Below are 14,220 nucleotides of genomic sequence, written 5' to 3'. Positions count from 1 at the left end.
AGGAACAAAAGAAAAAGCCCGCCGCCTCGTCTGAGGGGGCGGGCTTTTTCATTGAACCGACCGAAGGATCAGGCCCAGGTGGCCATTTCGGTCTCGAGGTTCTCGACGATCGCCTCGAAGAACTGCTCGGTGGTCATCCAGCTCTGGTCCGGACCGATCAGCAGTGCGAGATCCTTGGTCATCTTGCCGCTCTCGACGGTTTCGATGCAGATGCGCTCGACGGTCTCGGCGAACTTCACGACGTCCGGCGTACCGTCGAACTTGCCGCGATAGGCAAGGCCGCGGGTCCAGGCGAAGATCGACGCGATCGGGTTGGTCGAGGTCGCCTTGCCCTGCTGGTGCTGGCGGTAGTGACGGGTCACGGTGCCGTGGGCGGCTTCGGCCTCGACGGTCTTGCCGTCGGGCGAGAGCAGAACCGAGGTCATCAGGCCCAGCGAGCCGAAGCCCTGTGCGACGGTGTCCGACTGCACGTCGCCGTCGTAGTTCTTGCACGCCCAGACGAACTTGCCCGACCACTTGAGCGCCGAGGCGACCATGTCGTCGATCAGGCGGTGCTCGTAGATGATGCCGGCGGCGGCGAACTTCTCGGCGAAGCCTTCCTTGTCGAACACTTCCTGGAACAGATCCTTGAAGCGGCCGTCATAGGCCTTGAGGATCGTGTTCTTGGTCGACAGGTACACCGGCCAGCCGAGGTTGAGGCCGTAGTTGAACGAGGCGCGCGCGAAGTCGCGGATCGATTCGTCGAGGTTGTACATCGCCATGGCGACGCCCGGAGCCGGGAAGTCGAACACGTCGAGGTCGATCTTGTCGCCGTTTTCGCCGTCCCACACCAGGCGCAGCTTGCCGGCGCCGGGGATCAGGGTGTCGGTGGCCTTGTACTGGTCACCGAAGGCGTGACGGCCGACGACGATCGGGTCGGTCCAGCCCGGAACCAGGCGGGGCACGTTCGAGATCACGATGGGCTCGCGGAAGACGACGCCGCCGAGGATGTTGCGGATCGTGCCGTTGGGCGACTTCCACATCTTCTTGAGGCTGAATTCCTCGACGCGGGCTTCGTCGGGGGTGATGGTGGCGCACTTGACGGCGACGCCGAATTCCTTGGTCGCGTTGGCGGCGTCGATGGTGATCTGGTCACCGGTCTCGTCGCGCTTCTCGACCGAGAGGTCGTAGTACTTGAGGTCGATGTCGAGGTAGGGGAGGATCAGACGCTCGCGGATCCACTGCCAGATGATGCGGGTCATTTCATCGCCGTCCATTTCGACGACGGGGTTCACAACCTTGATCTTTGCCATTCTAAAGGGACTCCCCTGGGGTGAGAATTGCGGCAGTCTCTAGGCACGGCTGCGCCCCATGGCAAGGCCGAGACTGGGGTGTGACAGCACCGACAGCGGCTTTGCAGGCCGGGTTCGACCCCGTGCCTGTCACTAAGTGCAGGAGAGGAGGGCAGGATGAGCGAGGAAGTGTTGCTGGCCGAACGCGATGGCGTGCTGGAGGTCACCATCAACCGGCCCGAGCAGCGCAATGCGATGACCAAGTTGGCGGCGGCGGGAATCGCGGCGGCGATGGATCGGCTCGAATCGGCGGATCACCTGCGCTGCGCGATCCTGACGGGCGCGGGCGGCAGCTTCTGCGCAGGCATGGACCTCAAGGGTTTCCTGAACGGCGAACTGCCGGTGGACGAGCGCGGCGGCTTCGGCGGCATCTGCACGTGGACGCCAGGCAAGCCGATCATCGCGGCGGTCGATGGGCCGGCGCTGGCTGGCGGCTTCGAACTCGCACTTGCATGCGATCTCATCGTCGCGAACAAAAATGCACGCTTCGGCATTCCTGAGGTCAAGCGCGGGCTGGTCGCGGCGGGAGGCGGCCTGGTGCAACTTCCTCGCCTGTTGCCCCGCGCCCTGGCGATGGAACTGGCGCTGACCGGCGATCCGATCAACGCTGACAGGGCATTGGAACTCGGCCTGATCAATCGCATTATCGATGGCCCTGCAATCGACGCCGCGAGAGAACTGGCTCAGCGGATCGCGGCCAACGGACCCCTGGCAGTGGCGGCATCCAAGGGGATCACGCGCGACTCGTGGCTCTGGCCGATCGACCAGATCAACGAATATCAGAACGCGCACGTGGCGCATGTCTTCACGTCGGAAGACGCGAGAGAAGGCGCCCTGGCCTTTGCCGAGAAGCGCACACCGGTCTGGAAGGGGCGGTAGAAGGCGCATTCGCGTTCCGCAGGTGCGGCTGGTCGAATCCACTTGGGGCTTTGCCTAAGGGATACTCTGTTCCGCCGGGTTCGGATACGCAGCTTGCCGGTGCTGTGGAAGTATTTCTGTGTGAATTTCACAAATACCGCACAGGACTTGCCCGTGATCTGTTTCCCTCGTTTCAATATTGCGAGCCGTGTACTTTGCGCAGGTTCGTGTTGACGGCGGAGGTCGGTCGACATGCGCCCCTCCATCCTTCCAGCCCTTCAGGGGTTGTCGCGCCTTCTGGGGCACAGGCCCGACGACGTCGTGTCGCACGCAAGCGAGCGGTGGCAGATCGCGCCCGGCGGTACGGTACACGTGAGGCCGGCATTGATGCTGGCCAATCAGATCGAGCGCATCCGGGGAGCGGAATTCGCCACCGTGGCCGAAGTGGTGCGCGATTTTCACGGCGGCTTCGATGTTCCGCAGCGGCCGACCATGGGCTATGCCTTTCGAGATGCATCGCTGCTGGACGGCGTGCTCTACGCGGGAACCGCAACGCGGCACTTGCGGCCCCGCGCCGGACGGCGACCCGTGGGCATGGTAGGTCACGCGACCGGGCGCGCGGCTTTCTACGAAAGCTGGACCGGCAATCGCTGGTTTGGCAACTGGCTCAGCGACGATTGCCTGACGTATCGTCTGGCCGAAAGTGCCGGCGTACCGACGACCACCTCGCCAGCAAAAGGACACCAACCCGACTACGAGCGAAGGCTGGGCATGGCGGTCACGCGCGCGCAGGCGACGGTGTTCGACGAACTTATCCTCTTCGACGACCTGCCGAACAACGACAACAAGCGTGAGCGCGCGACCGATCTGCGCCGCCGACTGGTTGGCCCTGAACCCTGCAGCCACCGCGGCGTCTTCCTTCTTCGCGGCATGACCGGTGCGCGGCGCGTGCTCGACAACGAGCGGCAGGTCGCTGAGCATCTGGCGACACGGCACGGCTTCCGTGTGCTCGATCCTTCAGGGGCGAGCCTCGAAGAGATCCTTGACTCATGTGCCGGGGCGGAAGTGGTCGCCGGGGTCGAGGGCAGTCATCTCGTTCATGGTCTGGTGATGATGCCGGCCAAGGCCCGGGTGCTGGTGATTCAGCCTCCGGCGCGAGCGGTGGTGGCGCTCAAGCTGCTCACGGATCGGCAGGGGCAGGACTATTCGATGGTTGTGGCTACGGGAGGCGACGATGTTTTTCACGCGGATATCGACGAAATCGATCGAACACTCGATCTCGTCTGACGCTGCCGGACATGGCCAGCGGGTGCAGCGCCCTTCAGCCTGGCGGACGATGCGCGACGATTATCGGCGGCATGGCAGTTCGGTCACGAACGGGGCGTTCATCTCGCTGTGCGTCTATCGTTTCGGTCGATGGGCTCTGCAGCGGCGCAACAGACTGGCGCGCACGCTGGCCTCGAAGGCCTACGGCTTCGTGAACCTGTTCGTTGCGAACATCACCAAGATCTGGATCCCGCCCCAGGTCACGATCGGCGATGCGTTCCACATCATCAATAACGAAGGTTCGCTCTCGATCCACCCGGATGCCGTGATCGGCGACCGGCTGGGTGTGATGCACAACGTCACCATCGGCACCAACATGAACCGGGGCGTACCGACGATCGGCGACGACGTATTCATCGGCACCAATTCGACGGTCCTGGGCAAGATCCGCATCGGCGACAGGGTCCGCATCGGCGCCAACACCGCCGTGTCGACCGACGTACCTTCCGATTCGGTCTGCGTCGGTTCGCCGGCAAGGATCTACCCGCGCCTGGGGCCACTGCTGTGAGTGCGCCGGTGAGCATTGCGGTTCGCACCGTATCCGACCTGTTCGCGCATAACCTACCCGAGCGTGCCGCGAAACCGTTCCTCGTAGACCCCGGCCGGAGTTGGACTTACGCCGAGGTCGCCGCCGAAGTCGATCGAGTTGCGGCCTTCCTCGCGGCGGATGGCATCGAGCCCGGCGACCGCGTGGTCGTGCAGGTCCGCAAGGGGATGCGCGAAGTGGCGGCGATGCTGGCGGTCAGCCGGATCGGCGGCGTCTTCGTCAACGTCAACACCGTCTGGACCGGCGAACAGCTGCATTACGTCATCGATGACAGCGGCGCCCGCGCGGCGATCCTGGAAGGCGGCGCGGCGGCGGCACTTCCGCAGGGTCATGCGCTGGTCGTGCTTGTCGCGAGCGGGCCGTCCGTCACGGGGCTGCAGAGCTGGGACGGTCTGCCCGAGGTATCCCTCCAGTCGCTGGTGTCGTGCGATGACGGAGACTTGGCGGCGATCATCTACACCTCGGGTTCGACCGGCCGACCAAAGGGCGTGATGCTCACGCACGCGAACATCGTCAGCGGCGCGCGTTCGGTCACAGCCTATCTCGAACTGCGCGGTGACGACAGGCTGCTCAGCGTGCTGCCCTACAGCTTCGACTACGGGTTCAACCAGCTCACCACGATGATGCTCGTCGGCGGCACGGTGGTGCATCAGCCCGTGACGATGGCGACCGAGATCGTCCGGGCCATCCGTGAGCACGCGGTGACCGGCTTCGCGGCGGTGCCGCCGTTGTGGATCCAGTTCATTCGCCTTCTCGACGCCTCGGGCGAAGCGCTGCCCTCGCTGCGGCTGGTCACCAATTCAGGCGGCAAGATCCCGCTCAATATCCTGGAGCGGATGCCCGCCTTGCTCCCGGACACGCGCATCTACCTGATGTACGGGCTGACCGAGGCATTCCGCTCGACCTATCTGCCGCCGGAGAAGTTCTCCGCCAAGATGGGTGCGATCGGCCGCGCGGTGCCGGAAAACGAGGTCTACGTCATCCGCGAAGGCATCGGCATCGCCGGGCCGGGAGAGCAGGGCGAACTCGTCCACCGAGGCGCCTTCGTCAGCCAGGGCTACTGGAACCGCCCGGACGCCACGGCCGAGAAGATCAGGCCCTGTCCCGAACTCGCCGCGCTGATCGGCGAGGAGCCGGTGGTCTACAGCGGCGACATCGTGCGCGTGGACGAGGACGGTGACTTGTGGTTCGTCTCGCGCCGCGATGCCCTGATCAAGAGCAGCGGCTTCCGCATCAGCCCCGACGAGGTCGAGGACATCGTCCACCGCAGCGGCATGGCCGCCGACGTGGTCGTCTTCGGCGTCGCCGACGACCTGCTCGGCCAGAGCGTTCAGGTCGCCGCCACGCTCGCCCCCGGCGCCACGCGCGAGGGGCTGCTGGCCTACTGCCGCAAGGTCATGCCCGCCTACATGGTGCCGCGCGCCATCCATGTCTGGAACGCGCCGATGCCGCGCACGGCCAGCGGCAAGCTCGCCCGGCCCGAAGTGGTCCGCCTGAGCACCCCGACCGCCGACCGACCGCAACTTTCGATCTAGGAGTAATGCACATGGCCCTCACCACCGACAGGATCATCCAGAACCTTCAGGCGATCTCCGGCTACGACGGGGTCGTCGATCCCGACACCTGCCTGTTCTCGTCCGGCATGCTCGATTCGATCGCGATGATCTCCCTCATTGCCTTCGTCGAGCAGGAGGCCGGGATCGAGATTCGCGCCGACGAGGTAACGCTGGAGAACTTCGACACGCCCGCGCGCATCACCCGCTTCGCTGGCGAACGGGTATGAACGCGGCGGATCGCGACACCTGGCTGGCGGCGGCGGCCGAGCAGTTCGGCACTCCATCCTTCGTGTACTTCACCGAGGCCATCGCCGAGAGGATCGCCGCGCTCCGCCATGCCTTCGACGACCAGCTAGCGCTCAGCTTCGCGGTCAAGTGCAACCCCAACCCGGCACTGCTGAAATGGATGGTCGGGCGGGTCGACCTGCTGGATGTCTCGTCCATTGGCGAATTCCGGCTGGCGCTGCAGGCTGGGTGGGCCCCGGCACTCGTGAGCTTCACCGGCCCCGGCAAGCGCGAATTCGAGATTCGCGAGGCGGTCCTCGGCGGGGTCGGCCTGCTGGTGCTCGAATCCTTGCGCGAAGCTGGAATTGCGGACGAGGTTGCCCGCGCCGCAGGCCGTGTCCAGCCGGTGCTGCTGCGGATCGCGCCCGATTCCGTCCCGCGCGGGTTCGGCGACCAGATGGCCGGGCGCCCGAGCCCGTTCGGCGTGGACTTGCCCGACGCGCGCGATGCGCTGGAGCAGATCGTCGCGATGCCGGGCCTGCGCCTTGCCGGGCTGCACATCTATTCGGGCACCCAGTGCCTGAAGCCTGACGCGATCGTCGAGAATTATCGCGGCTTCCTCTCGATCTTCACGGATTTGTGCGAAGCCGTGGACCTGACGCCGGAGAGCCTCGTGCTCGGCTCGGGGCTCGGCGTTCCATATCACGACGGCGACACGCCGCTCCCGCTCGACGCCGTGGCTTCGGCGATCCTGCCCGACATCGCCCGTTTCCGAGAAGACCCACGCTTCGCCGGGGCCAGGTTGAAGCTGGAACTTGGCCGCTACCTCGTGGCCGAGGCAGGCTATTTCCTTGTGCGCGTCATCTCGCTGAAGCAGTCGCGCGGCGTGTCGATCGCGATCTGCGACGGTGGCATGAACAATCACCTGCCCGCATCGGGGCACTTCGGCATGGTGATCCGCCGCAACTACAAGATGCACCGCGTTGGCGGCCAGAGCGCTATCGACAGCGATACCGGCATTTATGACGTGACCGGCCCGCTGTGCACCTCGATCGACCGGCTGGGCGGTGGCGTCACGCTGGCGAGCTTGAGCGAAGGCGACGTGATCGCCATCCACAACAGCGGCGCCTACGGCCTGACGGCGAGCCCCATCCACTTCATCGGCCATGCGCCGCCCGCCGAACTGATGGTGATCGACGGCGCGCTGCATGACGTGTCGCGCTTCTTCGAGGCGACGACGGCCTGGCCAGGCGAACCGTCTCCCGAGGGGCAGGGCGCTCTCGCCACGGCCTGAGCGACAACCCAGTCGTCATTGCGAGCGCAGCGAAGCAATCCAGAGTCGCATAAGCCGCCCTGGATTGCTTCGCTGCGCTCGCAATGACGACGGGTGGGGAGAAATGTCTTTCAAAAGACCCGGAAAAGAAAAACCCCGCCTGGTCGCAAGACCGGCGGGGTTTCTGGAATGGTGGGCGTAGCAAGGATTGAACTTGCGACCCCTACGATGTCAACATAGTGCTCTACCACTGAGCTATACGCCCATTCCATTCATGGTTTCCTGCGGCGAACCGTAAGTCTCCATTCGAGCGCTCCGGTGAGTGTCCCCGCCGGAGGACTGGCCCTCTAGCTGCGCTTCTTTTGGCTGGCAAGGGCCTTGTGAGAAAAAATTTCGCTCAGAGCGTGGCGTGCTCGGCAAGGCCGAAGACGCGCTGCACTTCCATCACGATATCGCGCAAGTGGAAGGGCTTCGAGAGCACCTTGGCCTGGGGCGCCTCGCGGCTGGCACGCAGGGTCACGGCGGCGAATCCGGTGATGAACATCACCTTGGTCGAGGGCGAAATCTCGGCGCACCTTTGCGCAAGCTCGATCCCGTCCATTTCGGGCATGACGATATCCGACAGCAGCAGGTCGAAATCGTCGTTCTTCAGATGGGGGATCGCCTCGGTCCCGCGATCGACCGCGACGACGCTGTAACCAGCGTTCTGCAGCGCGCGGGCCAGGTAGGTGCGCATTGCGTCGTCGTCTTCGGCGAGGAGGATGCGGATCATCGCAGGTGTCCAGTCTTGTGCGTTGTGTTCTGGCGTCGGCTTCGCCGTGCGTCTCTCCGTAGGCATACAGGGTAAGCGTTTATATTTCTTGTCCCTATTCGGAGGTGACCGGTATCGGGACGCTTTGACAGGACGGTGTGAAGCGCACAGTTTGAAGGGATGAGCGGGGCATTGGGTGAGAACGATTCGCAAGCCGGGTGGCAAGGTGTAGGCCAGGGTACGGGCGGCGGCCGAATTCCCGGCGCTCCCGGTGTTCCGGCGTTCTTTCTCGCCGAGGTCAACCCTTCCGCGATCCCGGTCCTGATCGCGGCGCCGCATGGCGGGCGTCATTATCCCCGGGCACTTCTCGCCGATTTTCGCCATGGTCCGACGGCGGCGCTCAAGCTCGAGGACCGTTATGTCGACCTCATGGCGCGCGGCATTGCCGAGGCCACGGGCGCGAGCTTGATCGTGGCCAACGCACCGCGCGCGATGATCGACCTCAACCGTGCGCCGGACGACATCGACTGGGAGATGTTTCAGCGCGAGGCTCGGCCATCGGAAGGCGTTCCCACGGCAAGTCGGCGTGTTCGGGGTGGGCTGGGCCTCATTCCCCGGCGCCTCCCCGTGCAGGGCGATCTGTGGCGGCGGCGGCTGGGAGGGGCCGATCTTGCCGAGCGGCTCGCCGGAGTGCACGAACCCTACCACGCAGCGATCGCCAAGGCGCTGTCGACGCTGCGCGAGCGGTGGGGTGCGGCCTTGCTGATCGATCTGCACTCGATGCCGCCGCTGCCGTCGCGGCCCGGCGTCGCCAGCGCGCAAGTCGTGATCGGCGACCGCTTCGGGGCGAGCAGCCATGGCAGCGTCGTCGCTTCCGCCTTCGCCCATTTTGCCCAGGTCGGGCGCGAGGCGGCGCACAATCGTCCTTACGCCGGTGGTTATGTGCTGGAACGGCATGGCGATCCGCGCGGAGGCATTCACGCGCTGCAGATCGAGGTGGATCGCAGCCGCTATCTCGATTCGGCGCTGGTGGAACCGTCCGAGCAGATGACGGGGATGATCGAGGATCTGGCGGGGCTGGTGCGCCGTCTGGGCAGCGTCGTTGCGGAACTCGGGCGTGACGCGGGCGCGCAGGACTGGTCGCTGGCGGCGGAGTAGAGCGTGGTCGCGTCTGACTGAAACACCCTTGGTCATCGCCACCTTCGCGGGAATGACGATGATACCGCTGAAGTCGATCACGCTTTAGTCAGCGAGTAATTCCCTGAGGGCATTAAAAAACCACCTCGTGCGATGCACGAGGTGGCCAAGGTTCAGGGAGGAGGTGCACAATGTGCACCAACCCGAACGGGCCATGAGGGTAGCGCCGGCCGGGCAAGACTTACATAGGCCGACCCGATCCGACATTCAAGCGATTCGTGAAGCAGGACGCATAAGAAATGTCCAGCGAACTATCCGTAACGCTAATCGAATGGAGCGGGACTGTGACAAAAGTGTCATAACGCCCGCTCCACGAAGGTGAATCAGGCGTTCACGTCATCCGCGACGCCGTTCGCGACCGGTGCGGCCGGCGGCGTGAAGTTCGGCACCTTGCCCTGCGATGCCTGGCGGCCGAAGATGTCGCGGACGAGTTCAAGCGAGAACAGGTGTGCGTAGATCAGGCCGAGCAGGCCGTTCTGATTCCACTGGCGCAGGACGTCGCCGCGCACTTCGCGCAGCTTATTCTCGTCGACCATCTGGAAGCCGCGGTAGTTGAAGGGCTGGGCCGCGCCGACGTCGATGTTCAGTTCGCCGTCCATGAGCAGCTTGTGCTTCTCGAGTTCGGCCATGAACTGCGCGGTCTTGTTGCCCGCGATCTCGAAGTTCTCGCAGAACTTGAGCATGTTGGTGGTGGTGTCGGTCGGCTGGCCTTCGTCGTCGAACAGGCGCTCGCCTTCCTCGATCTCGCCGACGAGGTCGCTCGACGGGTCGACGCAGAGCGAAAGCTCGTCCGAATCCGGGCGCAGCTTGGCCAGCATGAAGGGATAGCGGCGCACGTAGGCCGGGATGTAGACGGGGGTGTTCACCGTGCCGTCTTCATCGACGAACACGTTGGTGCCTTCGTTCATGCCCATCAGCACCAGCGGAATCGGGTTCTCGCCTGCGGTGAAGATGATCGGGAAGTTGCGCTGGGCCTGCGGGAATTCCTCGACCGTCAGCGGCACCGAGTTGATGCCGGCCAGCCAGGTGGCCTTGTCGGTCGAACGAGTCTTCCAGTTGGCGTGCTGCTGCGAGTTGAGCGGGATCAGGTCCTTGTAGAACAAGGGCAGTGCAGGATTCTGAGGCACGCTGGCCATGGGTACTCTCCGCGAGGGGTGGTCAGTCTTTGGAAGGGCGTGGCTTTAGAGGCTGCGGGGCGGCCGCGCAAGCGCGAGACCTCCCCATATCCGGCGATTCGGTGCAGGATGTTTCGTTGCCGCGTCAGACGAGCTTGCCGGGGTTGAGCAGCCCCCGGGGGTCGAGCGCCTGCTTGACCGCGCGCAGCATCGACAGCGCCACCGGATCGCCCAGCCGGGCCAGTTCGTCGCGCTTGAGCTGGCCGATCCCGTGCTCGGCCGAGATCGAGCCGCCCCATTGCGTCACGAGATCGTGGACCCTGCGGCTGATCGCCTTGCCCTCGGTCGCATTCCAGGCGCGGGCGTCGGCGGCTCCCGGGGCGATGACGTGGTAGTGCACGTTGCCGTCGCCGAGGTGGCCGAAGGCGATCGCCTCGGTGCCGGGGAACTCGGCTTCCAGCATCGGCGCGGTCGTCTCCACGAAGGCGGGCATCGCCTCCACCGGCACCGAGATGTCGTGCTGGACCGCCGGACCGCGTGCGCGCTCGGCGGGGGGGACGGTCTCGCGGATGAGCCAGAAAGCCTCGGCCTGCGATTCGCTGGTGGATAGGGCGGCGTCTTCGACAAGATCCTTCTCGAAGGCTTCGGCCATCATCGCCTCGCAGCGGTCGCGCAGGGTGTCGGCCTGCGCCCGGTCGGCGACGATTTCGATCAGCACGTGCCACGCATGGCGCCCCTCCAGCGGGGGGCGGGCGGTGGGGAGGTGTTCGACGACGGCGTCGATGCTGGCCTGCGGCATGACCTCGAAGCCTTCGAGCGCCTCGCCCTCCATCGCGTCGCAGTGAAGCAGCAGCATGCGGGCGGCGGGCAGGGAGGGCACGCCCGCCCAGATCACCACCCGCTCGGCAACGGCGGGCAGCAGGCGCAGGGTCGCGGCGGTGACGATGCCGAGCGTGCCTTCCGATCCGATCAGCAACTGCTTGAGGTCGAAGCCCCGGTTGTCTTTCTTGAGCGGGGTGAGCTGGGAGAAGACCTGTCCGTCGGCGAGCACCGCCTCCAGCCCCAGCACCAGGGCGCGCATCGATCCGTGGCGCAGGACCTGCGAGCCGCCCGCGTTGGTGGAGATCAGCCCGCCCACCGTCGCCGAGCCCTTGCCGCCCAGCGTTAGCGGAAAGCGCAGATCCTGCGCCTCGGCGCTTTCGTGGAGCGTCTGGAGAATCACGCCCGCCTCGCATGTCGCGCGGCCCGATTCGGTGTCGATCTCGCGAATCGCGTTCATGCGGCGCAGCGAGAGCAGCAGTGCGGTCCCACTCTCGTCGGGCGTGGCACCGCCGGACATGCCCGAGTTGCCGCCCTGGGGCACGATCGGCACGCCATGCTCGGCGCAGAGGCGTACCAGAGCGGACACTTCCTCCACATTGGCGGGAGAGGCGAGGGCGCAGGCCCGGCCGGTAAAGCGTCCGCGCCAGTCGGTAAGCCAGGGCGCCACGAGTTCAGGATCGGTCGTCAGGCCGCGCGGGCCGAGCAGGGCGGCGGCTTCCTTCAGAAAGCCGGCGGGTGCGGTGTCGTTCATCCTGGCGATATGGCACATGCTGCATGGGGTTTCATCACCGACGCGCGATAATTGCGAAGGCGGTTCGGGCGCTCGGTGGCGGACAAGTTAAGCGTCGGTTCAAGCTCTTGCCGTAAGGCGGACATGTCGGCATCGCTATGCGGCGTCGATTCCGGGGATACGAAAGACGACATGAGTTTTGCCTCCGCACTGCTGTATCCGTTCCTCCTGCTGCTCCCGGCGGCAGGGGGCGGCGACGGCGTGCCGCGCGCGGAGGATGCGGGCGTGGAGCCTGCCGAGGTGTCGCTCTGGCCCCCGATAGAAGTCGGCGTGCTGGCCGCCGATGCGCCGTTCGCGATCAGCCTGCTGCCCGAGGTCGCCCCGCAGGATGCCTGGCAGGTCCGCATCGAGCAGCGCATGACGATCCGAATCTCGCCGCCGCGCGCGTCGGTGCCGATGCCAGACATGTTCTTCGGCATGCCGACCGATGGCGGGGTGGAGTTCGCCGAGCGCAAGATGGGCAATTGCCTGCCCGCTTCCGGCATCGTCAGCGTGCGCCCCGATCGCGGCAACCGGCTGCTGCTGTTCATGCGCGACCGCCGGGTGGTCAGCGCCGAACTCGCCCGGTCCTGCCGTGCGCGCGATTTCTACTCCGGCTTCCTGATCGAGCGTAACGAGGATGGGCGGGTCTGCGTGGATCGCGACACGCTGCTGTCGCGCAGCGGAATGAGCTGCACCTTGACCCGCATAAGGCAGTTGGTGGAGCAGGATCGCTAACGGGCATTCGGTCCGTATCGGAAGAACTGGCGCTCCCTAGCGGATTTCCTTGACTTTCCCGCCTTTTTCCGCAAATGGCCCGCTGTCGCGCGGCATGTGTCGCGGGCGGCGCATTGGCCCGCCCCGGCTTCGTTCCGCAGCTTTACTTGAAATTTTTCCGGAAAAACCAAACGCCTATGAGCTTTGCCGATCTCGGCCTGTCTGACGAATTGCTGCAAGCGGTGGAGGCTGCGGGCTATACCGAGCCGACTCCGATCCAGGCACAGACGATCCCCCCGGTCCTGATGATGAAGGATCTGATCGGCATCGCCCAGACCGGCACCGGCAAGACCGCTGCCTTCGTGCTGCCGATGATCGACATTCTCGGTCATGGTCGCCGCCGCGCGCTGATGCCGCGCTCGCTGATCCTCGAACCCACGCGCGAACTCGCCGCGCAGGTGGCAGAGAACTTCGAGAAGTACGGCAAGAACCACGACCTGAAGATGGCGCTGCTGATCGGCGGCGTGCAGATGGGCGACCAGCTCAAGGCGCTGTCCGCCGGTGTCGATGTGCTCATCGCCACGCCGGGCCGCCTGATGGACTTGTTCGAGCGTGGCAAGATCATGCTCACCGGCTGCGAACTGCTCGTCATCGACGAAGCCGACCGCATGCTCGACATGGGCTTCATCCCGGACATCGAGACCATCTGTTCGAAGCTGCCGGCCAACCGCCAGACGCTGCTGTTCTCGGCGACGATGCCGCCGGTCATCAAGAAGCTGGCCGACCGCTTCCTGACGAACCCCAAGTACGTCGAAGTGGCACGTCCGGCCTCGACCAACCTCAACATCGTCCAGCACAAGGTCATGGTGCCCGCGCGCAAGAAGCGCGAGGCCCTGCGCCAGATCCTGCGGTCGGACAACGTCACGTCCGCGATCGTCTTCGCCAACCGCAAGACCACCGTGCGCGAACTGGCCAAGAGCCTGAAGCAGCACGGCTTCTCCGCCGGCGAGATTCACGGCGATATGGACCAGCCCGCGCGCAACGCGGAGCTGGAGCGTTTCAAGGCGGGTGAGGTCAGCATCCTGTGCGCGTCAGACGTCGCCGCGCGCGGTCTCGACGTGAAGGGCGTGAGCCACGTCTTCAACTTCGACACGCCCTGGCACCCTGACGACTATGTCCACCGCATCGGCCGCACCGGCCGTGGCGGTGCAACAGGCCGGGCCTTCACCTTCGTCGCGCCCGAGGATGCCGAGGCGATCGGCAATGTCGAGAAGCTGACGGGCGGTCCGATCCCGCTCTTCCAGCTGGACGGTGAAGTCGAGAGCGAGGCCGTCGAGGCGAAGCCCGCCCGCGCCGCAAGGCCCGCCCGCGAGGCGAAGCCTGCGCGCGAAGCCAAGCCCGTGCGCGAGGAGAAGCCGAAGCGGGAAGCTCGCCCGGAGCCCCGTGCCGAGCGCGCTCCGCGCCGCGAGGCGAAGGCGGAAGAACCGCGCCGCAGCCGTCGCCGCGACCCCGTCGAGACGCACGACGACGGCAGCTGGAACGGTCCGGTGCCGAACTTCCTGGGTGTTTCCGCGCTGCACTGAGGCGCGGCTTTCGGGCAAAGAAAAAGGCAGGGGAAACCCTGCCTTTTTCTTTTGGATTTTGATCCTGCTTGTTTGATCGCCGTCATTCCCGCGAAGGCGGGAACCCATCTCCTGACGGTGCCTGTTAATTCGGCATCAGATGGGGCCCCG

The 14,220-nt window shown here is 65.4% G+C and carries 13 protein-coding genes and 1 tRNA gene; 9 read left to right on the top strand and 5 right to left on the bottom strand.

Going from position 1 to position 14,220, the window contains the following annotated elements; all coding sequences use genetic code 11:
* Positions 1-68: 68 nt before the first annotated feature.
* A complete protein-coding gene (locus PKE80_RS02540) occupies positions 69-1,292 on the bottom strand; it encodes an NADP-dependent isocitrate dehydrogenase (protein WP_008829742.1) in 1,224 nt (407 codons plus the stop codon).
* Positions 1,293-1,448: 156 nt separating this feature from the next.
* Between PKE80_RS02540 and PKE80_RS02535 the strand changes: the two genes are divergently transcribed.
* The 6 genes from PKE80_RS02535 to PKE80_RS02510 all read left to right on the top strand — a co-directional run bounded on the left by PKE80_RS02535 (position 1,449) and on the right by PKE80_RS02510 (position 7,137).
* Complete coding sequence (locus tag PKE80_RS02535; RefSeq protein WP_271181143.1) at positions 1,449-2,210, top strand: crotonase/enoyl-CoA hydratase family protein; 762 nt, start codon at positions 1,449-1,451, stop codon at positions 2,208-2,210.
* A 231-nt stretch (positions 2,211-2,441) separates the two neighbouring features.
* On the top strand, positions 2,442-3,476 hold the full coding sequence (locus PKE80_RS02530; protein WP_271181142.1) for a glycosyltransferase 61 family protein: 1,035 nt from the start codon (positions 2,442-2,444) through the stop codon (positions 3,474-3,476).
* 49 nt (positions 3,477-3,525) lie between these two features.
* A complete protein-coding gene (locus PKE80_RS02525) occupies positions 3,526-4,023 on the top strand; it encodes a serine O-acetyltransferase (RefSeq protein WP_271181141.1) in 498 nt (165 codons plus the stop codon).
* 8 nt (positions 4,024-4,031) lie between these two features.
* On the top strand, positions 4,032-5,597 hold the full coding sequence (locus PKE80_RS02520) for an AMP-binding protein (protein WP_271181140.1): 1,566 nt from the start codon (positions 4,032-4,034) through the stop codon (positions 5,595-5,597).
* Positions 5,598-5,608: 11 nt separating this feature from the next.
* The gene (locus PKE80_RS02515; RefSeq protein ID WP_008829747.1) at positions 5,609-5,845 is read left to right on the top strand and encodes an acyl carrier protein; all 237 of its coding nucleotides are present in this window, start codon (positions 5,609-5,611) and stop codon (positions 5,843-5,845) included.
* Complete coding sequence (locus tag PKE80_RS02510; RefSeq protein WP_271181139.1) at positions 5,842-7,137, top strand: type III PLP-dependent enzyme domain-containing protein; 1,296 nt, start codon at positions 5,842-5,844, stop codon at positions 7,135-7,137. Before PKE80_RS02515 ends, PKE80_RS02510 begins: the two co-directional genes overlap by 4 nt.
* Before the next feature lie 169 nt (positions 7,138-7,306).
* On the opposite strand, the gene PKE80_RS02505 is transcribed toward PKE80_RS02510, so the two are convergent.
* Both PKE80_RS02505 and cpdR read right to left on the bottom strand, forming a co-directional pair.
* A tRNA-Val gene (locus tag PKE80_RS02505) sits at positions 7,307-7,381 on the bottom strand.
* 132 nt (positions 7,382-7,513) lie between these two features.
* Positions 7,514-7,888, bottom strand: a complete 375-nt coding sequence (gene cpdR / locus PKE80_RS02500) for a cell cycle two-component system response regulator CpdR (protein ID WP_008829749.1) — start codon at positions 7,886-7,888, stop codon at positions 7,514-7,516.
* A 159-nt stretch (positions 7,889-8,047) separates the two neighbouring features.
* On the opposite strand from cpdR, the gene PKE80_RS02495 reads away from it, so the two are divergent.
* Positions 8,048-9,025 carry an N-formylglutamate amidohydrolase gene (locus tag PKE80_RS02495; protein WP_271181138.1) on the top strand — a complete coding sequence of 326 codons (978 nt, stop codon included), beginning with the start codon at positions 8,048-8,050 and terminating at the stop codon, positions 9,023-9,025.
* A 362-nt stretch (positions 9,026-9,387) separates the two neighbouring features.
* Here the strand turns inward: PKE80_RS02495 and PKE80_RS02490 are convergent, their stop codons facing one another.
* Both PKE80_RS02490 and PKE80_RS02485 read right to left on the bottom strand, forming a co-directional pair.
* Entirely contained in the window at positions 9,388-10,200 is an 813-nt protein-coding gene (locus PKE80_RS02490) for a SapC family protein (protein ID WP_271181137.1), read from the bottom strand.
* 124 nt (positions 10,201-10,324) lie between these two features.
* The gene (locus PKE80_RS02485; protein WP_271181136.1) at positions 10,325-11,752 is read right to left on the bottom strand and encodes an FAD-binding oxidoreductase; all 1,428 of its coding nucleotides are present in this window, start codon (positions 11,750-11,752) and stop codon (positions 10,325-10,327) included.
* Positions 11,753-11,923: 171 nt separating this feature from the next.
* On the opposite strand from PKE80_RS02485, the gene PKE80_RS02480 reads away from it, so the two are divergent.
* The gene (locus PKE80_RS02480) at positions 11,924-12,508 is read left to right on the top strand and encodes a hypothetical protein (RefSeq protein ID WP_271181135.1); all 585 of its coding nucleotides are present in this window, start codon (positions 11,924-11,926) and stop codon (positions 12,506-12,508) included.
* A gap of 176 nt (positions 12,509-12,684) precedes the next feature.
* Positions 12,685-14,070: a DEAD/DEAH box helicase gene (locus PKE80_RS02475; protein ID WP_271181134.1), complete on the top strand. Its 1,386-nt coding sequence runs from the start codon at positions 12,685-12,687 to the stop codon at positions 14,068-14,070.
* Positions 14,071-14,220: the final 150 nt, after the last annotated feature.

It is taken from the genome of Novosphingobium resinovorum, from assembly GCF_027922145.1.
Lineage (GTDB): Bacteria > Pseudomonadota > Alphaproteobacteria > Sphingomonadales > Sphingomonadaceae > Novosphingobium > Novosphingobium resinovorum.
Note: the sequence above shows the minus strand (reverse complement) of the source record. Positions and strands in the feature narration are given on the sequence as shown.